Raw genomic sequence first — 25,256 nt, 5'->3', positions numbered from 1 at the left:
GAGCGAGGAGGTGGTACCCGTGAACACAGTATCGACATGGGTGCTCCCCTCCGGGGTCACGGTCGGGCGATAGGCAGGTCGTCCGGGAGCGCCGTCCCAGTGCACTCCCGAAAGGCACGACCATGCATGTCACTTCCGAGCAACGCCTCGACGACGGCGTCCTCGAACGCGCATTCACCCTCGGTGAGATCCCCGGCTTCCTGTGGACGCCCGAAACCGCGTCCGCTTCCGCACCGGTGCCGCTGATCCTGCTGGGCCACCCCACGCTCGGGCTGCGCAGGATGTACCCCCGGCTGGTGGCCCGAGCCCGGCACTCCGCGGCGGAAGGCTTCGCCACGGCCACCATCGAGCTCCCCGGAAGCGGCGACCGGCCCGGTTGGCCCGCCCTCGACCAGGCCCGCACCGACCTGCGCCGGGCCATGCAGGCCGGCCTGCCGGTCCCCGACGAGACGGTCGACGCCCTCATCCTCCCGCTGGTCGACAAGGCGGTCCCGGAATGGCAGGCCGCGCTGGACGTCTTCCTGTCGCTCCCCGAGATCGACGGTCCGGTCGGGTACTCGGGCGGAGTGATCTCCATCGGTGTCCGGCTGGCGGTGGTCGAGCCGCGCATCAGGGCCGCCGGCCTGTTCGCGGGGAGTCTCGTGCCTCGCGTCATGTTCGAGGAGGCCCGGCAGGTCACCATTCCGCTGCACGTCCTGCTGCAGTGGGACGACGAGGGCAACGACCGGCAGGCGTCCCTGGACCTGTTTGACGCCTTCGGTTCCAAGGAGAAGTCCCTGCACGCCAACATGGGCGGGCACACCGGCGTCCCGCAGCACGCGGGGGACTCCGCGGCCCAGTTCTTCACACGGCACCTGAAGTAGCGTCACCGCTCAGGGCCCCTGCCGAACTCTCGGCAGGGGCCCTGTCCCGCGGTTCACCCGCCTCGCGTCGTGGCGTTCGCTCCGGCTCGCCGTCGGGAACCTGTTCTCGGTCGGAATCGTTTCGCTGTCTGCACGCCTAGACGAGGAGTCATCGCTTGTCCGCCAGATCGACGGGCCCGTCGGGGCCCGGTCCCCGGCCATCGCGCCCGGTACTTCCCGAGCACGGCAAGCGGTGGAGTGGTGTCCGGTGAGTGCCGTGGAAGCCTGGCTGGGCGTGCTGGCGGTGTTCGCGCTGACCGCGGGCACCGGTTACTTCGTCGCCCAGGAGTTCGCGTACGTCTCCGCCGACCGGCTCGCCCTGGCCCGTGAGGCCGATGCCGGGGACCGGAAGGCCGCCCGTGCCCTGACGGTGCTGGAGCGGTTGTCGTTCATGCTGTCGGGCGCTCAGCTCGGCATCACCGTCACGGGTCTGGTCGTCGGTTTCCTCGCCGAGCCGTCCGTCTCGGCGCTGCTCCGGCCGGTCCTGTCCGGGCTCGGCATCCCCGACGGCGCGGTCACCGGCATCTCCGTCGTGCTCGCCTTCGTCCTGGCCACGGTCGTGCAGATGGTGCTCGGCGAGCTGGCCCCGAAGAACCTCGCCATCGCCGTCCCGGAACGGCTGGCGAAGTCGCTGGCCGGATCCACGCTGGCCTATCTGAAGGTCGTCGGCCCGGTGGTACGGATCTTCGACGGCGCAGCGAACAGGCTGCTGCGCAGGATCGGTATCGAGCCGGTCGAGGAACTGCACCACGGCGCCACCCTGGAGGAACTGGGCCACCTGATCGGCGAGTCCCACGAGCAGGGACAGCTGCCGCGCGGCACCGCAGAGCTGATCGACCACGCCCTGGAGTTCTCCGAGCGGACGCTGCACGAGGTGATGGTGCCGCGCGTCGACGCGGTCTTCGTCCGCGAGGACGCCACCGCGGCCGAGGCCGTCGGCCTCATCGCCCGGCACGGCCACTCCAACTACCCCGTGCTCGGAGACCACCCCGACGACGTCCCGGGGGTACTGGGCGTGCGGGAACTGATGGGGCTGCCCGCCGGCCGGCTCACCTCCACCACGGCCGGCGCGCTGGCCCGGAGGCCACTGCTGCTGCCGGCCACCCTGCCGCTGCCGGACGCCGTGCAACGCATGCGCGAGCTGGACGACGAGTTCGCCGTCGTCCTCGACGAGCACGGCGGTGTGGCCGGGGTCGTCACCTACGAAGACGTCGCCGAGGAACTCGTGGGCGACATCGCCGACGAGTCCGACACCGTCACCGAGGTGGCGGTCGCGCACGGCGACGGCTGGCTGGTGGACGCCGGGCGGCGCCTGGACGAGGTCGCCGCCGTCACCGGTATCGAACTGCCCGAGGACGAGGACTACGACACGGTGGCCGGCCTGATCGTCGACCGGCTCGGCCGTTTCCCGGCCATCGGCGACCACCTGACGGTCACGCTGCCCGACGGCGGCGACGTGGCGATCGACGTACGCACCCTCGACCGGCACGTACCGGAGCGGATCCGGATCGAGCGGACGACCGAGAAGGCGCAGGAGCAGGCATGAGTTTCCCCATCGCGCTCTTCGTCACCGTCCTGCTGCTCATCGGCAGCGGGTTCTTCGTGGCGGCCGAGTTCGCACTGGTCGCCGCCAAACGGCACCGCGTGGAGAAGGCCGTGGCCGACGGACAGCGCGGCGCCAAGGCGGCACTGGCCGGCATGCGGGAGCTCTCGCTGATGCTGGCCGGCGCCCAGCTCGGCATCACCGTGTGCACTCTGGGCCTCGGTTCGGTGTCCAAGCCCGCGATCTCCCACGAACTGGACCCGCTGCTGAACAAGCTGGGCCTACCCACCGCACTCAGCTACGGCGTGGCCTTCGCCGTGGCGATGATCGTGGTCGTGTTCCTGCACATGGTGCTCGGCGAGATGGCCCCCAAGTCCTGGGCCATCGCGCACCCCGAGCGCTCCGCGATGCTCCTCTCCCCGCCCTTCCGGGCCGTCGTCAAGGCGGTACGTCCGCTCATCCGGATCCTCGACCGGATCAGCAACGCCCTGGTCCGGCTGTGCCGGGTCACCCCGCGCGGCGAACTGGCCTCCGTCCACAACCGCGAACAGCTCACGCACCTCGTGGCGGAGTCCGAACGCCTCGGCCTGATCAGCGAGACCGATTCCGACCTGCTGGCCCGCTCACTGACCGAACCGGAGACCCCGGTACGCGACCTGCGGGTCCCGGCCGCCGACATCACCGCCGTCGACGCGGACGCCGACACGGAACAGATCCTCGCCCTGGCCGCCGCCACCGACCGCACCCGACTGCTGGTACGCGCGGACGCGGACGTGCTCGGCTCGCTGCATACGCGCGACGTCCTGGTCGCACGCGCCCAGGGACGCCCCACCACCGCCCGCGCCCTGGCACGCCCCGTGCCCGAACTGGCCGAGGACGCCACGGTGGCCGACGCGATCGAGCTGCTGCGGCGACGCCGGTCCACCCTGGCGGTGGTCCGCGACGCCACCGGCGCTCTCTCCGGCGTGGTGAGCCTGGACGACCTGCTGGCCCGCTACCTACAGCCCCAGAAGGCGTAGCCCTCACCTGCCGCCCAGTGCCCGGAACGGCCACGGGCAGCCTGGCACGGGGGCACGGCGATGCGACTCACCCGGCGTTCTCCGAGCCGATGCGGGCGAACGGCGAAGGCCCAGCGAATCGTGCGACCCCTTCTTCGATCTGCTCCTCGCTCAGGGGGGAATCCGGGGAAGCGGGAGAGCCGCCGCAGCGGTATCGCACGGATCATCTGGCCGCTGTGCGGGTCGAAGAGGATCGCGCCGAAGCCCTGGTCCCCGACCGCCTCGCGGAGCCACGGCCCGGCGTCGCGGTGGGACAGCCAATCCTCGGCCGGGGAGTCGGACCGGAGCGGGAGGGCGATGTCGTCGCCGCTGAGTGCGACGGCGGTCTCCAGGCGGATGTCGCGGGACGAGGCGCCGACGCGCAGGCCGAACGTGCCCCCCTCGACGACCCACCGGTCCAGTGTCTCGCTCCAGAAGGCGAAGGCCCGACGGCCGAGGGCGAAGGTGACCAGGGAGCTCTCACCGGGCTCCAGGGCGACCCGCGCGAACGCGCGCAGTTCCTGGGCGGGCCGGCTCACGGTCGATTCGGGGTCCGTGACATAGAGCTGGACGGTCTCGGTGCCCGGCCGGTCACCGGTGTTGGTGACGGTCACCGTGACCTCCACCTCCGGCTCGGCGCCGTCGGACCGGACCACGGCGTCGACGTCGTCGTAGGAGAACGTCGTGTAGGACAGCCCGTGGCCGAACGGATAGGCGACGGGCATCCGGCGCGTGTCGTACCAGCGGTAGCCGATGAGGAGGCCCTCGCCGTAGTGGACGCGGCCGAAGTCGCCGAGGAGGACGAGGGCGAGGCCATGGTCGTCATCTTCGCAGAGGGGTGAGGCGGGCCGCCTTCGCCCCGGCGTCCGCGACCGGTGGGACCGGCCGGTGCGGTTCAGCGGGTCCGGTAGCGCGCGTAGACCAGTCCGCTGTCGAAGGCACGCTCCTCGACCATGTCCAGATCGAGGCGTACGCCGTCGGGGAAGAAGCGCTTGCCGCCGCCGACCACGCTGGTGGTGACGAACAGGTGGTACTCGTCCACCAGACCGGCCGCGATCGCCTGGGCCGCGAGGGTGGGGCCGTCGACGGTGAGGTCGGCCTCGGCCTCGGCCTTGAGCCGGCGCACCGCCTCCGGGTCGAAGGTCCGCTCGATCCTGGTCTTCGCGCTCGACACCGACTCGAGCGTCGTGGAGTACACGACCTTCTCGGCGGCCTGCCAGTCGCGGGCGTACTGCAGGATGTGCGGCGGCTGGTCGGGTTCGGTGTGCGCGGTCTCCCAATAGACCATCGTCTCGTACATCCGCCGGCCGTAGAGGTAGGTGCCGACGGGGCGGAAGAGGTCGTTGATGAAGGTGTGCACCTCCGGGTCCTCGGCCCCGGTGCCGAGGTCGCCCTCGGCCGCCTCGGCGTAGCCGTCGAGCGAGGTGACCATCGAGTAGATGAGCTTTGCCATGCCTCTCCTTCGCTACGGGCGCGCCAGTCTGTCAGCGGTCCTGCGAACCATGACCCCGACAGAGCCGGGAACCCACCGATCGGCCGAGTCGCAGTGACCCGAGACGAGCCCCGGGAGCCGGGGCGCCGGTCCTGTTCCTCCGTCGGTTCGTGCCGGGTGATGCTCGCCGAGCCCTGCGAGCCCGCGAACGAGGAACGGTTCACCGCCACCGCGGCCATCTCGGAGTACGTCCGCTCCACCGTCCCCGAGGTGGCCGCGGAGGCCGTGTCGACCACGGTGCAGGCCATGGTCCACGGCCTCTCGTTGCTGCTCCTCGCTCCCGGCGGCCGTGCACGCGCTGTTCGCCGCCTCACCGGTCCGCGAGGTGCCTGCTACTCGACGCGGTCGAGGAAGCCGAGCACTCGACGGGCGACCTGCTCCGCGGCTGGTTCGTCGTAGGACGGCAGGCTGTTGTCGGTGAACAGGTGCCTGTCGCCCGGGTACAGGAACAGCTCGCCGTCCGTCGCCGTCCCCACGAGCGCGCGGGCGGCGTCCACGTCGCCCTCCCCGGCGAAGTAGGGATCCGCGTCCATGCCGTGGACCTGGACCGGGACGTCCCGGGGCCAGGTGCCGCCGAACTCGGCGATCGGCACGCACGACTCGAGCAGCAGCGCGCCCTTCGCGCCGGGGCGGGTCTGGGCCAGCTTCTGCGCCGGCAGGACGCCGAGTGAGAAGCCGACATGGACAAGCTCCGGCGGCAGCTGCTCCGCGGCGGCGATTCCGCGCGCGGTGATCGTGCCGAAGCCGGTGCTCCCGGCGTAGGCGATGCCCTCCTCGAGGGTGTCGAACACCCGCCCCTCGTACAGGTCCGGGGCGTGGACGGTGTGTCCGGCCCGTCGCAACCGCTCGGCGAACTCGCGGACGCCGGCGGTCAGTCCGTGTCCGTGATGGAAGACCAGCACCTCGGCCATGTCGCTCCCCTCGTACCGCGGAGCCCGGGTGGCGCCGCGGCACGAGTATGGCCGGGAGCACTGACACCCGGTCCGGCTCAGCGTTCGCCCACTCCGGCCGAGGGCTGGGCCGGCCGCCGGCCGGGTGTGCGGGCCGGGTGTCGGGTGCGGCGCCGGCCGGTATCAGGCGGCCTGCGGTGAGAGGGCCGGGAGCGGGGTCAGGGAGGCGTACTCCAGCGGCGCCGACGGATCGATGGACACCTCCAGCGGCGCGGGCTCGGCACCGGCGCGGACGAGGAGGTCACCGACGGCGGCGATCATGGCGCCGTTGTCCGTGCACAGCGTCATGGGCGGCACTCGCAGCTCGATCCCGGCCGCGGCGCAGCGTTCCTCGGCCAGGCCCCGGACCCGGGAGTTCGCGGCCACACCGCCGACCACGATCAGTGTCCGCACGTCGTGTGCGCGGCAGGCGGCGAGCGCCTTGCGGGTCAGCACGTCCGCGACGGCCTCCTGCAGGGCGGCGGCACCGTCGGCCACCGGCACCTCCTCGCCGCGCAGCCGCTGCCTCTCGACCCATCGGGCCGCGGCCGTCTTGAGTCCCGAGAAGGAGAAGGCGTACGGATCGTCGCCGGGGCGCGTGAGGGGGCGGGGGAAGTCGACGGCGCGGGGGTCGCCCTCCCGTGCCGCGCGGTCGATCGCGGGTCCGCCCGGATAGGGCAGGCCGAGGATGCGGGCGACCTTGTCGAAGCACTCCCCCGCCGCGTCGTCGAGGGTGTCCCCGAGGTGCAGGATCGGCTCACGCACCAGGTCCCGTACGAGGAGCAGCGAGGTGTGTCCGCCGGAGACGATCAGCACGACGCACGGCGTGGGCAGCGGCCCGTGCTCCAGCGTGTCCGCGGCGACGTGTCCGGCGAGGTGATGCACCCCGTACAGCGGCACGCCCGCCCCGTAGGCGAGCGACTTGGCTCCCGCGAGGCCGACCTGGAGGGCGCCGGAGAGGCCGGGGCCGGTCGTGACGGCGACGGCGTCGATCCGGCCGAGTCCCAGCCCCGCCCGTTCGAGGGCCTCACGCACGACCGGGGTGAACGCCTCGAGATGCGCCCGGGCGGCGATCTCGGGCACGACCCCGCCGAATCGGGCGTGCTCGTCCATGCTCGACGCCACGACGTGGGCGAGCAGCCTTCCGTCCTGGACGATCCCGGCTCCGGTCTCGTCGCACGAGGACTCGATCCCGAGTACCACTGGTCCGCCCATCGGGTCATCTCCTTCTGCGCTGGAACTGCATCTGCAATATATGTGCAATAGGCGCCTGGAAACGTCCGGCCCGTCCGAGGGCGACGGCGAGCGCGTGCGGGTGAGCGCTTCCTGACCGCGGAGGCATGCGGGCAGGGGATTCCGCGCGCAGAATGAAGCCCGTTGCCGGCCGTGCGGCCGTCAGCGGGAGGAGAAGCGTGGGCGAGATCCCGTCGAAGCACATCGCCTCCGGGATGCGGGAGGCGGCGCATGCGCTGCTGGCCGCCCTGGAGCCGGAGCAGGTGCGTGAACTGCGCTCAGGGCCGGACCGGCTGGACGCGCCGGAGCTGCGCGAGTGGACCTACCTGCCGGGCCCGCGCCCCGGACTCTCCACCGAGGGTCTCGACGCCCGGCAGCGTGAGGCGGTCGACGCGCTGCTGGCCACGGCGCACAGCGCGCCGGGAGCGGAGCTGGCGCGCGGGGCTATCGAGGTGGAACGGCATCGCCGCGCCCAGCAGGGGTCCGTGGGCGCGGACCGCTACTGGGTACGGCTGCTCGGCGACCCGGACGGCGACGAACCGTGGGGCTGGCGGATGAACGGCCACCACCTCGCGGTGCACGTCCTGGTCACGGCGGTCGGGATCCGGGTGACGCCGCACTTCGTCGGCTCGGAACCGGCCCGCGTCGGCAGCGGCCCCCAGGCCGGCCGCCGGCTCCTGGGCCCGGAGGAGGACCTGGCCAGGGAGCTGATCACGGATCTGGACGGCGGTGCGCGGGCCGAGGCGCTCTTCGCCGCCGTGCCGCCGGACGACATCCTGACCCGGGACGATCCCTTCGCCGATCCGACCGTCCTGCCGGACGGCCTGGCCCACGACCGCATGACGCCCGGTCAGCAGCGCCTCCTGGAGTCCCTGGTGCGCCGCTATCTCGACCGCGCGCCCGCTGCGTACGCGCGGGAGTGCTGGTCGGACGCGGTGACCCGCGGACTGGGTTCGGTCTCCTTCGCCTGGGCCGGCGGCCTCGTCCCCGGCGACCGGCACTACTACTGCGTCCGCGCCCCGGACTTCCTCATCGAGTACGACAACACCCAGGACGACGGAAACCACGCCCACTCGGTCTGGCGCCACGTCCGCCACGACTGGGGAACGGACCTGCTCCGGAGGCACTACACGGAGCAGCACGCATAAAGCGGCGCCTCAGCGTTCAGTTCCCGGATCCGGCGATGGCGGTGACGCGGATCTCCACACGCATGGCGGCGAGGCCGAGGACCGTGACGCCGGTCTCGGTCCAGATCGGCGCGCGGCCGCCGAGGCGACGGCGGAACTGCTCGGCCATGACCCTGTTGTGGTCCTCGCCGATGACGTCGTCGCCCGGTGCGACCTTGTGGTACGAGTTGACGTGGATGACGTCCTTCCACGTCGCGCCCACCGTGGCGAGGGTGCGCTCCACGTTGTCGAAGGCCTGGACGATCTCGTCCTCCAGCGAGTCGGGGACGACCAGATCGTCGTCCACCCCCGCCTGGCCGGAGATCTCCACCCGGTCGCCGACGCGGACGGCTCCGCTGTAGCCGAGGGCCTCGTGGAGCTTCTCACCGAAGCCCGGAGTGACGCCGAAAGTGACGGTGCTCATGGTGGTCCCTCTTCCTGTCCGCAGGGCCGCGTTTCCCGTTGTATGACTTCACGCGTAAAGTGAGACTAGCAAGCGATGACTTCAAGCGCAAAGTGATGACGGGAGGTCCCGTGAGCGGCACCGGAGAACACGAGGACGATCAGGAGCTGCGATGGCTCGACGAGCAGGAGAAGGCGGCGTGGACGGGGCTGATCTCCCTCGTCCTGCTGCTGCCCGGCAAGCTGGAGTCACCGCTGCGGCAGGAGCACGGCCTCACCCTGTTCGAGTACCTCGTGCTCAGCCACCTCTCCGAGGCTCCGCAGCGCAAGCTGCGCATGGGAGAACTCGCCTTCCTCGCCAGCGGGTCGCTCTCCCGCCTGTCCAACGTCGTCAAACGCTGTGAACAGCGGGGCTGGATCGTACGGACCCCCGACCCGGCGGACGGCCGCTACACGCTCGCCGAACTGACCGCCACCGGCTTCGACACCGTGGACCGGGCGGCCCCCGCCCACCTGCGCTCCGTACGCCGCACCGTCCTCGACTCGCTCAACACCACGGACCAGAAGGCCCTCGCGCGCATCGCGCAGAAGCTCCGCATCGTCCCCGACGACTTCGGCTGACGGGCGGAGCCGGTCACATCAGCGACACGGCGCGGGCGACGAAGAAGGCGGCGAAGATCACCGCACCGATGAGGATGATCCACGTCCAGATCCGGGGGTGCTCCCAGATGCCGCCGTCGGGGCGCTCCTCGTGGGCCTCCGCCGTGGAGCCTTCGACGGGAGGGGTCTCCTGAGGGGGTACGAGCGGTTCGGTCATGGTTCCAGGTTCCTGCAGACACCCGGGGTACGCATCCGCTGCCCGCACACCCCCGCGGACGCGGAGCACGAAGGTCCCGGCGGTGACACGACTGTCACTGCCGGGACCGGGCACCGCCGGGGTGATCACCGTCGCGTGGATCAGACTCCCGTGGGGTCCTTCTCGTACGTCCGCTGTGGCGGTGGCGCAGGCTCGTGGCCGCCCTCGCTGAGGCCGAAGCGGTCGTGCGCCTTGCGCAGGGACGGTGGCGCGTACCAGGCCGCGCGGCCGAGCACGCGCATCGCGGCGGGCACGAGGACGCCGCGGACGGCGACGGCGTCGATGAGGATGGCCAGTCCGCTGCCCAGACCGAACATCTGCATGTAGCTGATGCCGGCCGTCCCGAAGGCGAAGAAGCTCACCGCCAGCAGACAGGCCGCGGCGCTGACGATGCGTCCCGTGTGCCCGAGCCCGTTGACCACCGCGGTCTCGTTGTCCGCGCCCGCGTCGTGCAGCTCCTTGATCCGGCTGGTGACGAACACCTCGTAGTCCATCGAGAGGCCGAAGGCGATGCAGAACATCAGCAGCGTCATCGAGACCTCCATCGGCTGCGGCGTGAAACCGAACAGGTCGGAGAGGTGGCCGTCCTGGAACATCCACGTCATGACGCCGAGGGCCGCTCCCAGGCTGACGATGTTGAGCACCAGCGCCCGCAGCGGCTGCACCACGCTGCCGGTGAACAGGAACAGCAGGAGGAAGGTGGTGAGGGCGATCAGGCCGCCGGCCGGCGGAATCAGGCTGGTGATGGAGTCCTTGGAGTCGACCAGTGCGGCGTCCCTGCCGCCCGCCAAGGGGTCCGTCCCCTCGGGCGCTTCGACCGCTCGCACGTCCTTGACCAGGCCCTGGGCCGCCTCCGACATCGGTGTCAGGTCGCTCACCACGTTGATCCGCTGCGCCTCGGGGCGGCCGAGCGCGGTGTTGCGCGGACCGGGCGCGGTGGCACGGCCGTCGGTGTAGGTCCCGGTGGACGCCTCGACGCGGACCACGCCGTCGAGCTCCGAGAGCTTGCCCGCGTACGCGTCCAGCGGTGCCCTGCCGACCGCCTCGTCCATGACCACGTGGATGGCCGCCGCGTCGCTGCCGTTGAAGTTCTTCTCCAGTGCGGCCGAGACCTGGCGGCTCCTGGCGTCCTCGGGCAGGGAGCGCTCGTCGGCGATGCCGATGGTGATGCCCAGCAGCGGGCTCGCCGCCAGCAGCAGCACTGCGAGGACCGGCATCGCGGTGAGGGCGGGACGCCGCATGGCCGTACGGGCCAGCCGGCCCCAGAAGGGGAGCCTGGAGTCCTGCCGCTTCGCGTTCCCCGCCCAGGGCAGCCGCCCCTTGTCCACCCGATGCCCCAGGACCTTGAGCAGGGCCGGCATCACGAGCAGGGTGCTGATGGCGGCGATGGCGACGACACCGACCCCTGCGTACCCGAACGAGCGCAGGAAGTACTGGGGGAACACGAGCAGCGCGGCGAGCGCGACCGCCACCGTGGCGGCGGAGAAGGCGACCGTACGGCCCGCGGTGTGCACGGTGTGCCGGACGGCGTCGTCCACGCTCGCGCCCTTCGCGAGCCGTTCGCGGAACCGGCTGACCATCAGCAGCGCGTAGTCGATGCCGAGGCCGAGTCCCAGGGCGGTGGTCAGGTTGGTGGCGGTGATGGAGATGCTGGTGGCGCTGCCGAGGACGAAGAGTTCCGCGAAGGTACCCACGATCGCGATGAGTCCGATGACCAGCGGCAGCAGGGCCGAGACCACACTGCCGAAGACGAAGAGGAGCAGCAGGAGGGTCAGGGGCACCGCGATCGCCTCGGCGAGTACGAGGTCCTTGGAGGAGTAGGTCCCCATGTCGTCGCCCACGGCAGCGGTGCCGCCGGCCTCGACGGTGAGCCCGGCGCCCTTCGCACCGGTGTACTCGTCGATGATCTCCTTGGCGTTCTCCCGCTCCTCGCTGTCACCGCCCTTCACATGGGCGAGCACCATCGCCTGACTGCCGTCCTTGGAGCGGAGGTCCGGGTTGCCCGTGTCCCAGTACGAGATGACGTTCGCGACCGTGTCCTCCTCCTTCAGACCGGCCGCCAGTTTCGCGCCCTGCTGCTTGACGGCCGCCGCGTCGACGCCACCCTCGGGGGCCCGGACCAGCAGGACCAGGTTGGACTCCCCGCCGAACTTGTCGCTGATGACCGCCTCGGCCCTGCTGGACTGGGACGACGGGTCGTCAAATCCACCGGGCAGGAGCTTGCCGAACGCGCCGGCGCCCAGAACTCCCATGAGGACCACGGCCACGGCGGTGATGACGAGGACCAGCCGGGACCGGCGGATCGCCAATTCGGCTATGCGTTCGAACACGCACTTTCTCCTTGCATTCTGACGGCGTGAACCCCGGGCCCGCGCGGGTGGTGGGGGTGTGGCCCTGAAGGTAGCCAGGCAGCAAGGGGCTTTGGCAGTGCGAGATTTACTTGACACTGTCAGGTGTTTCTCACACCTTGGATACGGGCGTGCAGACGCATGCGGTACCGGCCGTCGTCGTGCACGGCGGCACTGCGTCGGGTTCCGCGTGTTGCTGTAGTGCGCGGTCAGGCGTCGCGCGCTGACGCACCGCGGTGGGCGAACCGCCGGGGTGTCTGTCAGCCCCGGCCGAGGACGCAGAACTCGTTGCCTTCAGGGTCGGTCAGGACGACCCAGGAGACGTCGCCCTGCCCCACGTCGGCCCGGGTCGCGCCAAGGTCTTCGAGTCGGGCGACCTGCTTCGCCTGGTCCTCGACGGGGTCGGACATCACGTCGAGGTGGACGCGGCTTCCTACGACGTCGTCGTCAGGTGCGCGGCGGAACTCCAGGTACGGCCCGACACCCCTGACGGAGCGCAGCAGGGCGCGGTCGTCGGTCAGCTCGTGGACGGTCCAGTCGATCGCCTCGCCCCAGAACCGGACCATCGCCCGTGGATCGGCGCAGTCGACGACCACGGCGGCTATCGGCCCTGTGTCCCGGTACAGCTCTTGGGGCTCCAGGACGCTGAACTTGTTGCCTTCCGGATCGGCCATCAACGTCCACGGTGCGTCGTCGTGGCCCGCATCCGCGTGCGTCGCCCCGAGTTCCTTCGCGCGTGCGATCAACTCCGTCCGGTGGGTGTCGGAGGTCGTGGCGAGCGCGAGGTGGACGCGGTACCGCACGCTCTCCGGGTCCGGGACGCGGACGAGATCGACGCAGACGGCGGACGGGTCCGGCCAGTCGAAGCCCACCGGTTCCAGGTTGGTGACCCCGGGCCCTTCACTGGAGACACTCCAGCCGAGGACCTCCGCCCAGAAGCGACCAAGTGCCGAGTCGTCCCGTGCCTTGAAGTTCACCTGAACAAGCTGCAGCGTCATACCGCACACCCTAGGTGGTCCGTGATCGCCCTGGACGGTGTCCAGCACGCCGCTGCGATCCCCGACCGCCTCTCACACCGTCCGTTCGGGGATCGCCGGGAGGATCTTCTCGGCGATGCCGAGGAGGGCCCTGTCGTCCGGGAGGGCTCCGGTCCTGCTCCACACGGTGATGTCGAAGTAGCCTCCCCGGTCCTGCGCGTCGAAGGCCACGGACAGCGTTCTGGCCAACGGGCCCTGCTCGACCGGTCCGCCGGATCCGCCGCTCCCGAGATCGATCTCGATCTTCATGGTGTGATCCGAGGCGAGGACCGCGGGCCGGCCGAGGACCACGAGCGTCCTGACATCCGTCTCCGCCCCGTACTTCATCAGGTTCACGTACTGGGCGATCGACAGCTCGTTGTACGTGGCCGAGACGTTCACGGTGTAGGTGTCGAACTGGACCTCGGCCTCCGGCTGGGCGACCTTCCCGTCGGTCAGGGGCGCGGTGTTGCTCGTGCCGGACGCCACGGTGGCGGCCTCGGCGGGGGTTCCCAGGAGCTGGGCCAGGTCGGGCATGTTGAGCGCCTTGCAGAGCTCGTCGCCGGTCACCGCCTCGGGGTTCTTCGCGTAGGCGCCCGGCAGTTCCTCGCCCTCCCCGCTCGGACACGAGGCGGGCTGCGGCGTGCCGTCGTTCTCGGAGGGCTGCAGACGCGGGCCCAGCCACACCGCGGCCCCGAGCGCCGCGAACACGGCCACGGCCGCGACGGCCTGGGCCCACGCGTTGGGTTCCTTCTCCCGCGCGGACGGAGTGGGACGCTGCGCCGCTGGAGCGTGAGTCTGCGTCTGCGCCGGCACCTGGACAGGGGCGGCGGTCGCCGTGCCGTCCGCCGAGGCCTCCGGGCCGCGGTCCCGGCGGGCGCGCAGGGCGCCGACCACCGTGTGGACGCGCACCGCGGTGAACACCAGGAACACCACACCGATCCCGGCCGGCACCCATGTGTCGTCGCGGAGGGCGAGATACACGAGGCGTACACCGAAAACGGCCCCGACCACGATGAACAGCGGCTCGCGGACCCAGAAGGGCAGGAGCCGGAGGAGGAAACCGAGCATCCGGCCATCTCACCAGGACAAGATCGCGTCGGCTGTGGTGGAAGCCACAGTTCCGGCTCGGACCGTCCAGTCGCGTCGAGGAGGCCGGGCGGGCGCGAAGGGCGACTCCCCCGCGAGCCCGGGGCGGGGGAATCGGAAAGCCGTCGGGTGACGGGTCGGCGGCGGCGCACGTGGCACCGATCCGCGGACGACGCGGCCCCGTTGACGCCGCACATCGCCGTGGGCGACCATCCCCGCCGGAGGGGAATGCGCGTCACCCACCCCGCCACCACCGTCCACCCGGGTGAGTCGGCACTCACCGGCCATCCCGCCGAGTCCCGGCGAGCATGGGAGTGCCAGTGGGTGCGTGAGCGGCTTATGTCACACACGCGGAGAGAACAAGGTCACAACCGCTCCCTCTGCTGCTCGTCTGCCCGCCTGACCTAACATCCGAGCATGACGCTCCTGCCTGACGACGGACTCGACCTCGCAGCCGAGTTCCCGCACCCGACACACGAGCAGTGGCAGCACCTGGTGGCGGGCGTGCTGCGCAAGTCGGGCAGGGAGGTGCCGGACGACGAGGCGGAGGACGCCCTGTCCACCGCGCTCGAGGACGGCCTGCGGGTACGGCCCCTGTACACCGCGCGCGACGCCGCCCCCGACCCCGGTCTGCCGGGCCTCGCGCCCTTCGTGCGCGGCGGCCGCGCCCAGGCCGCCCGCATCGGCGGCTGGGACGTGCGCCAGCGGCACACCGTGGCCGAGGGAGCGTCGGTCATGACCGACCTCGAGAACGGTGTCACCTCCCTGTGGCTGGTCGTCGGCGAGTCCGCCGGCATCCCGGTCACCGCGCTCGACGGCGCCCTCGACGGCGTCTACCTCGACCTGGCTCCCGTCGTCCTGGAGGCGGGCGACGCCTTCGAGCCGGCCGCGCGTGCCCTGTTGCGCCTGCACGAGGAGCGGGGCGTCCCGGCGGACACCGTGCGGGGCAACCTCGGCGGCGATCCGCTGGGCCACGAGGCCCGTACCGGCAGGTCGTACGAGACCGCGCCCGTGACCGAGCTGGCCCGGCTGTGCGCCGAGCGCCACCCCGGAATGCGGGCCCTGACCGTGGACGCGCTGCCCTACCACGAGGCCGGTGGCTCGGCCGCGCAGGAGCTGGGCTGCTCCCTGGCGACAGGCCTGGCCTATCTGCGCGAACTGACGGCGGCCGGACTGGACATGGCCCAGTCCCTCGCCCAGCTGGAGTTCCGGTACGCCGCGACCGCCGACCAGTTCCTGACCATCGCCAAGCTGCGTGCCGCACGCCGGCTGTGGGCGCGCGTGGCCGAGGTCTGCGGCGCGCCGCGCGAGGGCGCGCAACTGCAGCACGCGGTGACGTCGCCGGTGATGATGACACGCCGCGACCCGTGGGTGAACATGCTGCGCACCACGGTCGCCGCCCTGGCCGCCGGGACGGGCGGCGCCGACGCCGTGACCGTGCTCCCCTTCGACCACGCGCTCGGTCTGCCGGACGCGTTCGCGCGGCGTATCGCCCGCAACACCTCCACCATCCTGATCGAGGAGTCGCACCTGACCCGGGTGATCGACCCGGCGGGCGGTTCCTGGTACGTGGAACGGCTGACCGACGAACTGGCCCACGCCGCCTGGACGTTCTTCCAGGACATCGAGCGGGCGGGCGGGCAGGCGGCCGCCCTGCGCTCCGGGACGGTCGGCGAACGGCTGGCGGACACCTGGGCCGTGCGCAGCGCGAAGCTGGCGAAGCGGCGGGAACCGGTCACCGGGGTCAGCGAGTTCCCGCACCTGGCCGAGAAACCCGTCGTGCGCGAGCCCGCGCCCGAACCTCCGTCCGGGGGCCTGCCCCGGGTGCGGCGGGACGAGGCGTTCGAGGCGCTGCGCGCCCGCTCCGATGCCCACCTGGCCGCGACCGGCGCCCGGCCCCGTGTCCACCTGACCGCGCTCGGCCCGGCCGCCGCCCACACCGCCCGGCTCACCTTCGCCGCCAACCTCTTCCAGGCCGGCGGCATCGAAACCGTCACCGAGGGGGACTTCGGTGAGAGCGGGGCGCGGGAGGTGTGCCTGTGCTCCAGCGACACGCTGTACGGGGAGCAGGCCGAGTCCACCGCCGCCGCGTTGCGCGAGGCGGGCGCCGAGCACGTGTTCCTCGCGGGCCGTCCGGGCCCGTACCCGGGCGTGGACACCTACGTCTTCGCGGGCTGCGACGCCGTCGCCGTGCTGTCCGCCACCCTCGACCGCATGGGAGTGTCCTGATGTCCATCCCCGATTTCTCCGCGATCGGGCTGGGGGCTCCGACCGCCGACGCCGACGCCTTCGACGAGTGGCGTGCGGCCGTGAAGAAGGCCGCGGACGGTGACGACCTCCGCTGGGAGACGCCGGAGCAGATCACGGTCAAGCCGCTGTACACCGGGCAGGACCTGGAGGGTCTGGACTTCCTGGACACCTTCCCGGGCGTCGCCCCGTACCTGCGCGGCCCGTATCCGACGATGTACGTCAACCAGCCGTGGACGATCCGTCAGTACGCGGGTTTCTCCACGGCCGAGGAGTCCAACGCGTTCTACCGCCGCAACCTGGCGGCAGGGCAGAAGGGCCTGTCGGTCGCCTTCGACCTGCCCACCCACCGCGGCTACGACAGCGACCACCCGCGGGTGACCGGCGACGTCGGCATGGCGGGCGTGGCCATCGACTCGATCTACGACATGCGGCAGCTGTTCGACGGCATCCCGCTGGACCGCATGACGGTGTCGATGACGATGAACGGCGCCGTGCTGCCGGTGCTCGCGCTGTACATCGTAGCGGCGGAGGAACAGGGCGTGCCGCCCGAGAAGCTGGCCGGGACCATCCAGAACGACATCCTCAAGGAGTTCATGGTCCGCAACACCTACATCTACCCGCCGAAGCCGTCGATGCGGATCATCTCCGACATCTTCGCGTACACGTCCCAGCGGATGCCCCGCTACAACTCGATCTCCATCTCCGGCTACCACATCCAGGAGGCGGGTGCGACGGCCGACCTGGAGCTGGCGTACACGCTCGCGGACGGGGTGGAGTACATCCGGGCCGGGCGTGAAGCGGGCCTGGACGTCGACGCCTTCGCGCCCCGGCTGTCGTTCTTCTGGGCGATCGGCATGAACTTCTTCATGGAGATCGCCAAGTTGCGGGCGGCCCGGCTGCTCTGGGCCAAGCTGGTGAAGCAGTTCGACCCGCAGAACGCCAAGTCGCTGTCCCTGCGTACGCATTCGCAGACCTCCGGCTGGTCGCTGACCGCCCAGGACGTGTTCAACAACGTGACCCGCACCTGCGTGGAGGCGATGGCCGCCACCCAGGGCCACACCCAGTCGCTGCACACCAACGCCCTCGACGAGGCGCTCGCGCTGCCCACCGACTTCTCCGCGCGCATCGCCCGCAACACCCAGCTGCTGCTCCAGCAGGAGTCCGGCACGACCCGCGTGATCGACCCGTGGGGCGGCAGCGCCTACGTGGAGAAGCTGACGTACGACCTCGCGCGCCGCGCCTGGCAGCACATCCAGGAGGTCGAGCGGGCGGGCGGCATGGCGCAGGCCATCGACGCGGGCATTCCCAAGCTGCGGGTCGAGGAGGCCGCCGCCCGCACCCAGGCGCGGATCGACTCCGGGCGGCAGCCGGTGATCGGCGTGAACAAGTACCGGGTGGACTCGGACGAGCAGATCGAGGTGCTCAAGGTCGACAACTCCTCGGTGCGCGAGCGGCAGATCGCCAAGCTGCGGCGGCTGCGCGAGGAGCGGGACGAGACCGCGTGCCGGGACGCGCTGGACGCGCTCACGCGGGCCGCCGGCGCCGAGGGCAACCTGCTGGAGCTGGCGGTGCGCGCGGCTCGTGCGAAGGCGACCGTGGGGGAGATCAGCGACGCCCTGGAGAAGGTGTACGGGCGGCACGCGGGTCAGATCCGTACGATCTCCGGTGTGTACCGCAACGAGACGGGCGAGTCGCCGGCCGTGGAACGCACCCGGGCGGTGGTGGACGCCTTCGCCGACGCCGAGGGCCGCCGGCCGCGCATCCTGGTCGCCAAGATGGGCCAGGACGGCCACGACCGCGGACAGAAGGTCATCGCCACCGCCTTCGCCGACCTCGGCTTCGACGTGGACGTCGGCCCGCTGTTCCAGACCCCGGCCGAGGTGGCCCGCCAGGCCGTCGAGGCGGACGTGCACATCGTCGGGGTGTCGTCCCTGGCCGCCGGGCACCTCACCCTCGTCCCGGCGCTGCGCGAGGCGCTCGCCGAGGAGGGCCGCGAGGACATCATGGTCGTCGTCGGCGGGGTGATCCCGCCGCAGGACGTGCCGACCCTGCTGGAGATGGGCGCGGCGGCCGTGTTCCCGCCCGGCACGGTGATCCCGGACGCGGCCCGTGACCTGGTGGGACGGCTGGCGGCCGGTCTCGGACACGGCGAGCTGTGAGCCGGTGACGTGATGGCCCTCGAACTCGACGCCTACGTCAAGGGCGTCCTGGACGGCAAGCGCGCGGTCGTCGCCCGCGCGATCACCCTCGTCGAGTCCACCCGTCCCCAGCACCGTACGCTCGCCCAGCAGTTGCTGACGAAATTGCTGCCGCACAGCGGCACGGCCCGGCGGATCGGGATCAGCGGCGTGCCGGGCGTCGGCAAGTCGACGTTCATCGACGCCTTCGGCACGATGCTGACCGGGCTCGGCCACCGGGTCGCCGTCCTCGCCGTCGACCCGTCGTCGAGCCGGACCGGTGGATCGATCCTCGGCGACAAGACCCGGATGGAGCGCCTGGCCGTCGACCCGGCGGCGTTCGTCCGCCCCTCCCCCACCGCGGGGACGCTCGGCGGGGTCGCGAAGGCGACCCGCGAGTCGATCGTGGTCATGGAGGCCGCCGGCTACGACGTGGTGCTGGTGGAGACGGTCGGCGTGGGCCAGTCCGAGACGGCCGTCGCCGACATGGTCGACTCCTTCCTGCTGCTCACCCTGGCCCGCACCGGCGACCAGTTGCAGGGCATCAAGAAGGGCGTGCTGGAACTCGCGGACGTGATCGCCGTCAACAAGGCGGACGGCCCGCACGAACGCGACGCCCGCACGGCGGCACGTGAACTGGCGGGCGCCCTGCGGCTGATGCACGGCAAGGACGCCTTCTGGACGCCGCCGGTGCTCAGTTGCAGCGCACGCGAGTCGACCGCGCTCGACACCGTCTGGGAGCGCCTGGAGCAGCACCGCACCCTGCTGGACTCCACCGGCCGCCTCGCCGCCAAGCGCCGCACCCAGCAGGTCGACTGGGTCTGGAGCATGGTCCGCGACGAACTGCTGGGCCGCCTGCACGCCGACCCGGCCGTCCGGTCGCTGGCTCCGGGGCTCGAACAGCAGGTGCGGGAGGGCGGATTGACCGCGACCCTGGCGGCGGAACGCATCCTGGACGCGTTCACCAACGACACAGCCGTCCCTGCACCACCCGCCTCCTCTCAGTGACCGTCCCGGCCGTCGGCGGCTCCCGCCGTCGCCGGGCCATTGTTGACCTACTGGCGAAGCAGCGGTCTGGACGCCCAAGCGCCTGGTTGCGGTGACGTCCAATGCGGGTCAGAGCCACCGGCCTCACCGCCGGGCGGCACGCAGTCCGTCCAGGAGCAGCCGCCTGCCGAACTCGAAGCGCGCCGTGAAGTCCGTGCCGGTGAGCACCGGCAGGGTGGCAGCGAGGTGCGGATACGTCTCTGTCACCACCGCCTCGCGCCGGGCGCCCGCCTCTGAGTCGCCCCGCAGGAGAGCACCATCCGGGGGAACCCGAAGATCACGAACCTTGCGCGAGGCGGCCCGCAGCCGAGTCCTCTCGTGGCCCTCCTGCCCGAGTGCCGATGCGGCCCCCGGTACCCAGAGCCAGACGAGAGGTCGACCTACCTGGGTCACGTGCACGGAACCCGGGCGGCGCTCGACCACATGCTCGCGCGGGACCACGGTGCCATCGGGTGCAGGTCGGTTCCGCACTCGCGTACCGCGGAATCCCCCCTCTAAAACGCCTACCGTGGCGCCAAGCACGCCATCCAGGGCTTCACCGAGTCGGTGCGCTGCGAGCTACAGCACGACAAGTCCTCCGTCCGCGTGACGATGGTCCAGATGCCCGCCGTCAACACCCCTCAGTTCTCCTGGCTGCGCAGCCACCTGCCCCGGCACGCCCGACCGGTGCCCCCGCTCTATCAGCCGGAGGTCGCGGCCCGCGCCGTGCTGCGGGCCGCCGACCATCCGCGGCGTCGCGAGTACTGGGTGGGTGCGTCCACCGTGCTGACCCTGCTCGCCACAGGCCGGAGGCGCGCGGGATCCTCTCTCGTCCGCAGGGCTGCTACGACGGCAGGGCTCGCGCCGGACAGCCGGACCGCGGCTGCGAATGCGTCGGCTACCAGGCCCACGACGCCGTTCGGGGTCACTGTCCGTCGAGGCGGGGCAGGACGTCGCTGCGGTAGAAGTCGAAGAAGCCCTGCTGGTCGGGCCCGATCTGACCGACGTACACCTCGTCGAATCCCGCGTCGACGTACGCCGCCACGGCGCGGACGTGCTCGTCCACGTCGTCGCCGCAGACCATGCCCTCGGCGACGGCCTCCTCGGTCACGAGCGTCGACGCCTGCTCGAAGTGGGCCGGGTCGGGCAGCACCTGCCCGAGTTCACCCGGCAGGAACTGGGTCGGCCACAGCCGGTGGGCCGTCTTCACCGCCTGCCCCCGGTCGGTACCCCAGCACACCTTCATGCCGCCCAGTACGGGCTTCTGGCCGCCACCCGCGCGTCGGAACTGCCCCACGAGGTCCGCGTCCGGCGACATCGTGACGAACCCGTCCCCGATCCGGCCCGCCACCGCCGCGGCCTTGGGGCCGAACCCGGAGACGTAGATGGGAACGGGCTCATCGGGCACCGTGTACAGGCGGGCGTTCTCCACCGTGTAGTGCTTGCCGCGGTGGGTGACCTCCTCACCGCTCTGCAGACTCCGGATGACCTGCACCGCCTCTTCCAGCATTTCGAGACGTACATCGACAGCGGGCCAGTCGTCACCGAGGATGTGCTCGTTGAGCGCCTCTCCGCTGCCCACGCCGAAGCGGAAGCGGTTGCCGGTGAGTACACCGGAGGTGGCGACCGCCTGGGCGTTGACGGCCGGGTGCATGCGGATGGTGGGACAGGTCACGAATGTCGTCACCGGCAGCGACGTCACCTGGGCCAGCGCACCGATCATCGACCAGACGAAGGGGCTCTGCCCCTGCTCACCCGTCCAGGGGTGGTAGTGGTCGGAGATGGCCAGACGGGTGAACCCCGCCTGTTCCGCGGCGCGTGCCTGCTCCAGCAGCTCGGCGGGTGTGAATTCCTCGCTCGCCAGGAAGTATCCGAAACTCGTCATGACCTGCTCCTCGCTGCATCATCGCGCGCCGAGGGCCCGCACATGCGCGCTCCTCACACGGCCTCACACGGCCTCACACCGCTCCCGGCCTGGTGCCGACGGCCCGTGTACCCAGCGGCCGCCGTCCAACTCACCGGGTGCTCGCCGGACAAGCACCGTGTCAACGTTCGCGCTGATCTTTCTGTGACAGATCCTGCGGTCGGCCGTATCTGCCAGACCGGTATTCCCTGGCCTCTGCAGACGTAGCCTCCCGTGACCTTCGCGGTCGCAAGGTCGATACTGCCCCTGCAGGACCCGTGTCGATCTGCAGTCGACTCGCCACCTCACAAACTGATCTCTGCCACTCTGGCCGGCAAAAAGGTCAAACACCCAACTGCTGACTTACGTAGGAGGTACCCGTGAAGATGCTCATCAACGTCCCCGAGACCGTGGTCGCGGACGCGTTGCGCGGTATGGCGGCCGCCCATCCGGAGCTGGCCGTGGATGTCGAGAACCGGGTGATCGTGCGGCGGGACGCGCCCGTGGCGGGGCAGGTGGCGTTGGTGTCGGGGGGAGGGTCCGGGCACGAGCCGCTGCACGGCGGGTTCGTGGGGCCCGGGATGCTCGCGGCCGCCTGTCCGGGTGAGGTGTTCACCTCGCCGGTACCGGACCAGATGGTGCGGGCCGCGGCGGCCGTGGACAGCGGGGCCGGGGTGTTGTTCGTGGTCAAGAACTACACCGGTGACGTGCTCAACTTCGACATGGCCGCCGAGCTGGCCGAGGACGAGGGCATCCAGGTCGCGAAGGTGCTGGTCAATGACGACGTCGCGGTGACGGACAGCCTCTACACGGCCGGGCGGCGCGGCACGGGCGCGACGCTGTTCGTGGAGAAGATCGCCGGGGCCGCCGCGCAGGAGGGACGGCCGCTGGAGCAGGTGGAATCGCTCGCCCGGCGGGTCAACGACAGCTCCCGCAGCTTCGGCTTCGCGCTCAGCGCCGTCACCACGCCCGCCAAGGGCACCCCGACCTTCGACCTCCCGGCGGGTGAACTGGAACTGGGCATCGGTATCCACGGGGAGCCCGGCCGTGAGCGCCGTCCCATGATGACCTCGGGCGAGATCGCCGAGGCCGCCGTGGACGCGGTCCTCACCGACCTCGCGCCGCGCAACCCGGTCCTCGTGCTGGTCAACGGCATGGGCGCGACGCCGCTCCTCGAGCTGTACGGCTTCAATGCCGAGGTGCAGCGCATCCTCCGGGGGCGCGGAGTCGCCGTCGCCCGTACGCTCGTCGGCAACTACGTCACCTCCCTCGACATGGCGGGCGCCTCCGTCACCCTGTGCGAGATCGACGAGGAGCTGCTCGCACTGTGGGACGCGCCGGTGAGCACCCCCGGACTGAGGTGGGGCATGTGACGGTGGACGGGGAAGGGATCGCAACGTACCTACCAGGCAAGGAGACACTGTGCTCGACGCCGACTTCTTCCGCCGCTGGATGACGGTCACCACCGCGTCCGTCGACCGCGAGGCGGAACGGCTCACCGCCCTCGACTCGCCCATCGGCGACGCCGACCACGGCAGCAACCTCCAGCGGGGGTTCAGGGACGTGGCGGCCGCGTTGGAGAAGGAGGCGCCGGACACCCCCGGCGCGGTCCTGATCCTCGCCGGGCGCCGGCTCATCTCCACCGTCGGCGGTGCCTCGGGACCGCTGTACGGGACGCTGCTGCGCCGTACCGGCAAGTCACTCGGGGACGCGCCCGAGGTCAGCCGGGAGCAGTTGGCGGAGGCTTTCCGGACGGGTGTGGACGCCGTCATGACGCTCGGAGGTGCCGCGCCGGGCGACAAGACGATGATCGACGCCCTGGTGCCGGCCGTGGACGCCCTCGGTGACTCGTTCGCCGCGGCGCGCACGGCGGCCGAGGAGGGGGCCGAGGCGACCACGCCGTTGCAGGCCCGCAAGGGCAGGGCGAGCTACCTCGGCGAGCGCAGCATCGGGCACCAGGATCCCGGCGCCACCTCGGCGGCACTGCTCGTCGCGGCGCTGCAGGAGGCGGCCGGTGAGTGACGAGAAGCTGGTCGGGATCGTGCTGGTGTCGCACAGCGCCGCGGTCGCCGCGTCCGTGGCGGAACTGGCGAAGGCGCTGTCGGGCGGCGGCGCGGCCGTCCCCGTCGCCCCGGCGGGCGGCACCGCGTCCGGCGAGTTCGGCACCAGTTCCGAGCTGGTGTCGGCGGCCGCCGCGTCCGTGGACCGGGGTGCGGGCGTCGCCGTCCTCACCGACCTCGGCAGCGCGGTACTCACCGTCAAGGCGCTGCTCGCCGAAGGCGACGAACTCCCGGCCCACACCCGTCTGGTGGACGCGCCGTTCGTCGAGGGCGCGGTGGCCGCCGTGGTGACGGCCTCGACGGGCGCCGACCTCGCGGCCGTGGAGGCGGCCGCCGGCGAGGCGTACTCCTACCGGAAGGCCTAGGCCCCGCGCCGGGGCGGTCGGGTGAGCCCGGCCGCCGTGGCGCGCGGCGCGGGGGCGCCGTACCTCGGCCGTCCCGGTCTCAGTCGTCGCCCATGAACTCCCGTACCAGCCGCTCTCCCTCCTTCTCCGCGGCCTCCTGGTCCTCGATGGGCTCGACCTGGCTGCCCTTGAAGACGATGTACGTCACGTCGGACGCCGCGCCGCCGCCGTGCGGGTCGGCCGGGACGCCGAGCGCCTTCGCGGCGGCGTAGGACGCCTCGCCGATGAGGTCGCGCGGGCCGATGTCGCCGACGACCGCGTACCGCACCCGGTCCCCGTGGACGAGGGCGGCGAGCGATCCGCCGCGCACGTCGTCCTCGCGGTGGTCCCAGATGTCGCTCGGCTCGGGCACGACGACGTAGGGCAGGCGTTCGGCGTCCAGCGGGCGGCCGTCCGACCGGGTGAACGCGGTGGCGGGGCTGAAGTGCGGGTCGCTGCTGCTGTTGCACCGGTCGCCGGGCACTCCGTCGCAGTCGACGTCCAGGTCTGCCTTCCAGTACACGGCGTCGCGCTTGCCGCAGACCGGGATGTCCGCCGGCGTCCCGGAGTCCTTGCGGTAGCGCCCGCGCGAGACGGGGGTGCAGTCGCGTACCTCGGCCAGCAGGTCGGCGGCGCGGACCGGCGCCTCCCGCTCGTCCCCCTTCGGGCGGGCAGCCGCCCCCGGGACCGGTCCGATCCGGACTCCGGACCGGTTCGCGCGCCCCGGGACGTCCTGGGACCGGCCGTCGGCCACGTGGCGCGCCGGGAGGTCGGCGCGGAACGGGTGCGGAGCGTCGGGGAACGTCGCGGGAGCGATCAGGGCGGCACTGGCCGCGACCAGCGTCAGCGACTGGACACGCACGATGTGGCCTCTCCTGGGGGACATGGGCGGGCACTCGGTCCCATCTGTCCCCGATTCGGCCGTGCGGCCACCTTTCACAGGGCCAGACGGAGCATGCCTTCGCCCTCCGCGCCCGCCTCGGGGGTGCGACCGGGGCCGGGCGGGCCGGGACCCACTAGGGCTCCCGGCGCGCCCGGCCACCCGCGCCGGCACGGCATCTGCGACGACAGCGGTCCGTGCCTCCGGCCCGAACCCGCCTCAGGTCCCCCGGAGTTCGACCCTCAGGTGACTCAGCATACGTAACGCGGCGACGACCCTCTTGATGTGATCGCGTCACGGGCGTCATATTGGTCCGGACCATTGCCGTCGCATCGAATCGGACCGACGCCCCACCGGAGGCTGAGCCGTGCGAGACGTACCCGTTCCCGCTGTCCCCGCGCCCACCACCGCCCCCCCCGGGGGGGGTTCCTCGCCGCCAACGAGTCCTTCCTCGCCCGGCAGCCGGTCCTCGACCCGGCCGACCGCCGGTACTCCGCACGGACCCCGGACGGGAAGGGCCCGAACGCCCACGCCGTGCGGCTCATCGTCCCCGACTCCCTCGCC

The 25,256-nt window shown here is 71.6% G+C and carries 23 protein-coding genes and 1 pseudogene; 12 read left to right on the top strand and 12 right to left on the bottom strand.

All coding sequences use genetic code 11. The annotated features are described in order from the left end of the window. The first annotated feature begins 122 nt into the window (after positions 1 to 122). From DMH12_RS05185 to DMH12_RS05175, 3 genes are all read left to right on the top strand, one after another. Positions 123 to 863 (top strand): dienelactone hydrolase family protein, encoded by a 741-nt coding sequence (locus DMH12_RS05185; RefSeq protein WP_125490348.1) that lies wholly within the window; start codon positions 123 to 125, stop codon positions 861 to 863. 247 nt (positions 864 to 1,110) lie between these two features. Then, positions 1,111 to 2,448 (top strand): hemolysin family protein, encoded by a 1,338-nt coding sequence (locus tag DMH12_RS05180; RefSeq protein WP_125490347.1) that lies wholly within the window; start codon positions 1,111 to 1,113, stop codon positions 2,446 to 2,448. Continuing rightward, positions 2,445 to 3,464, top strand: a complete 1,020-nt coding sequence (locus tag DMH12_RS05175; protein WP_125490346.1) for a hemolysin family protein — start codon at positions 2,445 to 2,447, stop codon at positions 3,462 to 3,464. The genes DMH12_RS05180 and DMH12_RS05175 overlap by 4 nt, the downstream gene beginning before the upstream one ends. On the opposite strand, the gene DMH12_RS05170 is transcribed toward DMH12_RS05175, so the two are convergent. The 4 genes from DMH12_RS05170 to tsaD form a co-directional block, all read right to left on the bottom strand. Beyond that, positions 3,440 to 4,207, bottom strand: coding sequence for a fibronectin type III-like domain-contianing protein (locus DMH12_RS05170; protein ID WP_125490345.1), 768 nt, complete (start codon positions 4,205 to 4,207; stop codon positions 3,440 to 3,442). The two genes, DMH12_RS05175 and DMH12_RS05170, sit on opposite strands and share 25 nt — an antisense overlap. Before the next feature lie 170 nt (positions 4,208 to 4,377). Next, positions 4,378 to 4,935, bottom strand: coding sequence for a dihydrofolate reductase family protein (locus tag DMH12_RS05165; RefSeq protein ID WP_125490344.1), 558 nt, complete (start codon positions 4,933 to 4,935; stop codon positions 4,378 to 4,380). 371 nt (positions 4,936 to 5,306) lie between these two features. Further along, positions 5,307 to 5,885 (bottom strand): dienelactone hydrolase family protein, encoded by a 579-nt coding sequence (locus tag DMH12_RS05160; RefSeq protein WP_125490343.1) that lies wholly within the window; start codon positions 5,883 to 5,885, stop codon positions 5,307 to 5,309. Positions 5,886 to 6,047: 162 nt separating this feature from the next. Continuing rightward, a complete protein-coding gene (tsaD, locus tag DMH12_RS05155; RefSeq protein ID WP_185832156.1) occupies positions 6,048 to 7,118 on the bottom strand; it encodes a tRNA (adenosine(37)-N6)-threonylcarbamoyltransferase complex transferase subunit TsaD in 1,071 nt (356 codons plus the stop codon). A gap of 197 nt (positions 7,119 to 7,315) precedes the next feature. Between tsaD and DMH12_RS05150 the strand changes: the two genes are divergently transcribed. Continuing rightward, a complete protein-coding gene (locus DMH12_RS05150; RefSeq protein ID WP_125490342.1) occupies positions 7,316 to 8,284 on the top strand; it encodes a DUF3500 domain-containing protein in 969 nt (322 codons plus the stop codon). A 16-nt stretch (positions 8,285 to 8,300) separates the two neighbouring features. Here the strand turns inward: DMH12_RS05150 and DMH12_RS05145 are convergent, their stop codons facing one another. Then, entirely contained in the window at positions 8,301 to 8,726 is a 426-nt protein-coding gene (locus DMH12_RS05145) for a Rid family hydrolase (RefSeq protein ID WP_125490341.1), read from the bottom strand. 95 nt (positions 8,727 to 8,821) lie between these two features. On the opposite strand from DMH12_RS05145, the gene DMH12_RS05140 reads away from it, so the two are divergent. Next, positions 8,822 to 9,325 (top strand): MarR family winged helix-turn-helix transcriptional regulator, encoded by a 504-nt coding sequence (locus tag DMH12_RS05140; protein WP_125490340.1) that lies wholly within the window; start codon positions 8,822 to 8,824, stop codon positions 9,323 to 9,325. Positions 9,326 to 9,338: 13 nt separating this feature from the next. On the opposite strand, the gene DMH12_RS05135 is transcribed toward DMH12_RS05140, so the two are convergent. From DMH12_RS05135 to DMH12_RS38950, 4 genes are all read right to left on the bottom strand, one after another. Then, the gene (locus DMH12_RS05135; protein WP_125490339.1) at positions 9,339 to 9,521 is read right to left on the bottom strand and encodes a DUF6480 family protein; all 183 of its coding nucleotides are present in this window, start codon (positions 9,519 to 9,521) and stop codon (positions 9,339 to 9,341) included. A 140-nt stretch (positions 9,522 to 9,661) separates the two neighbouring features. After that, the gene (locus tag DMH12_RS05130) at positions 9,662 to 11,890 is read right to left on the bottom strand and encodes an MMPL family transporter (RefSeq protein WP_125490338.1); all 2,229 of its coding nucleotides are present in this window, start codon (positions 11,888 to 11,890) and stop codon (positions 9,662 to 9,664) included. Between the two features lie 278 nt (positions 11,891 to 12,168). Continuing rightward, positions 12,169 to 12,906: a VOC family protein gene (locus DMH12_RS05125; RefSeq protein WP_125490337.1), complete on the bottom strand. Its 738-nt coding sequence runs from the start codon at positions 12,904 to 12,906 to the stop codon at positions 12,169 to 12,171. Positions 12,907 to 12,978: 72 nt separating this feature from the next. Then, entirely contained in the window at positions 12,979 to 13,995 is a 1,017-nt protein-coding gene (locus DMH12_RS38950) for a DUF6215 domain-containing protein (RefSeq protein WP_185832154.1), read from the bottom strand. 435 nt (positions 13,996 to 14,430) lie between these two features. On the opposite strand from DMH12_RS38950, the gene DMH12_RS05115 reads away from it, so the two are divergent. The 3 genes from DMH12_RS05115 to meaB are packed head-to-tail and all read left to right on the top strand — an operon-like array spanning position 14,431 to position 19,448. Next, the gene (locus DMH12_RS05115; protein ID WP_125490336.1) at positions 14,431 to 16,242 is read left to right on the top strand and encodes a methylmalonyl-CoA mutase family protein; all 1,812 of its coding nucleotides are present in this window, start codon (positions 14,431 to 14,433) and stop codon (positions 16,240 to 16,242) included. Continuing rightward, positions 16,242 to 18,422, top strand: coding sequence for a methylmalonyl-CoA mutase (scpA, locus tag DMH12_RS05110; RefSeq protein ID WP_125490335.1), 2,181 nt, complete (start codon positions 16,242 to 16,244; stop codon positions 18,420 to 18,422). Before DMH12_RS05115 ends, scpA begins: the two co-directional genes overlap by 1 nt. Before the next feature lie 12 nt (positions 18,423 to 18,434). After that, positions 18,435 to 19,448 (top strand): methylmalonyl Co-A mutase-associated GTPase MeaB, encoded by a 1,014-nt coding sequence (meaB, locus tag DMH12_RS05105; RefSeq protein WP_185832153.1) that lies wholly within the window; start codon positions 18,435 to 18,437, stop codon positions 19,446 to 19,448. 123 nt (positions 19,449 to 19,571) lie between these two features. Here meaB and DMH12_RS40425 read toward each other — a convergent pair whose 3' ends face one another. Beyond that, positions 19,572 to 19,880 (bottom strand): TetR/AcrR family transcriptional regulator C-terminal domain-containing protein, encoded by a 309-nt coding sequence (locus tag DMH12_RS40425; RefSeq protein WP_399186671.1) that lies wholly within the window; start codon positions 19,878 to 19,880, stop codon positions 19,572 to 19,574. Between DMH12_RS40425 and DMH12_RS39660 the strand changes: the two are divergent. Beyond that, positions 19,866 to 20,267: pseudogene (locus DMH12_RS39660) on the top strand (SDR family NAD(P)-dependent oxidoreductase); the annotation flags it as partial. The gene DMH12_RS40425 and the pseudogene DMH12_RS39660 overlap by 15 nt on opposite strands. A 124-nt stretch (positions 20,268 to 20,391) precedes the next feature. Here the strand turns inward: DMH12_RS39660 and DMH12_RS05090 are convergent. Further along, on the bottom strand, positions 20,392 to 21,351 hold the full coding sequence (locus tag DMH12_RS05090) for a TIGR03557 family F420-dependent LLM class oxidoreductase (protein WP_125490333.1): 960 nt from the start codon (positions 21,349 to 21,351) through the stop codon (positions 20,392 to 20,394). A 398-nt stretch (positions 21,352 to 21,749) separates the two neighbouring features. On the opposite strand from DMH12_RS05090, the gene dhaK reads away from it, so the two are divergent. From dhaK to DMH12_RS05075, 3 genes are read left to right on the top strand one after another with little or no spacing between them, the layout of a single operon-like run. Further along, positions 21,750 to 22,742 (top strand): dihydroxyacetone kinase subunit DhaK, encoded by a 993-nt coding sequence (dhaK, locus tag DMH12_RS05085; protein ID WP_125490332.1) that lies wholly within the window; start codon positions 21,750 to 21,752, stop codon positions 22,740 to 22,742. Positions 22,743 to 22,791: 49 nt separating this feature from the next. Further along, entirely contained in the window at positions 22,792 to 23,391 is a 600-nt protein-coding gene (dhaL, locus tag DMH12_RS05080; RefSeq protein ID WP_122614602.1) for a dihydroxyacetone kinase subunit DhaL, read from the top strand. Next, entirely contained in the window at positions 23,384 to 23,794 is a 411-nt protein-coding gene (locus tag DMH12_RS05075; RefSeq protein ID WP_125490331.1) for a PTS-dependent dihydroxyacetone kinase phosphotransferase subunit DhaM, read from the top strand. The genes dhaL and DMH12_RS05075 overlap by 8 nt, the downstream gene beginning before the upstream one ends. Before the next feature lie 79 nt (positions 23,795 to 23,873). Here the strand turns inward: DMH12_RS05075 and DMH12_RS05070 are convergent, their stop codons facing one another. Then, the gene (locus tag DMH12_RS05070; RefSeq protein WP_260474072.1) at positions 23,874 to 24,674 is read right to left on the bottom strand and encodes a glycoside hydrolase family 75 protein; all 801 of its coding nucleotides are present in this window, start codon (positions 24,672 to 24,674) and stop codon (positions 23,874 to 23,876) included. Positions 24,675 to 25,256: the final 582 nt, after the last annotated feature.

This window comes from Streptomyces sp. WAC 04229, from assembly GCF_003947455.1.
In the GTDB taxonomy this organism is placed as follows: domain Bacteria; phylum Actinomycetota; class Actinomycetes; order Streptomycetales; family Streptomycetaceae; genus Streptomyces.
Note: the sequence above shows the minus strand (reverse complement) of the source record. Positions and strands in the feature narration are given on the sequence as shown.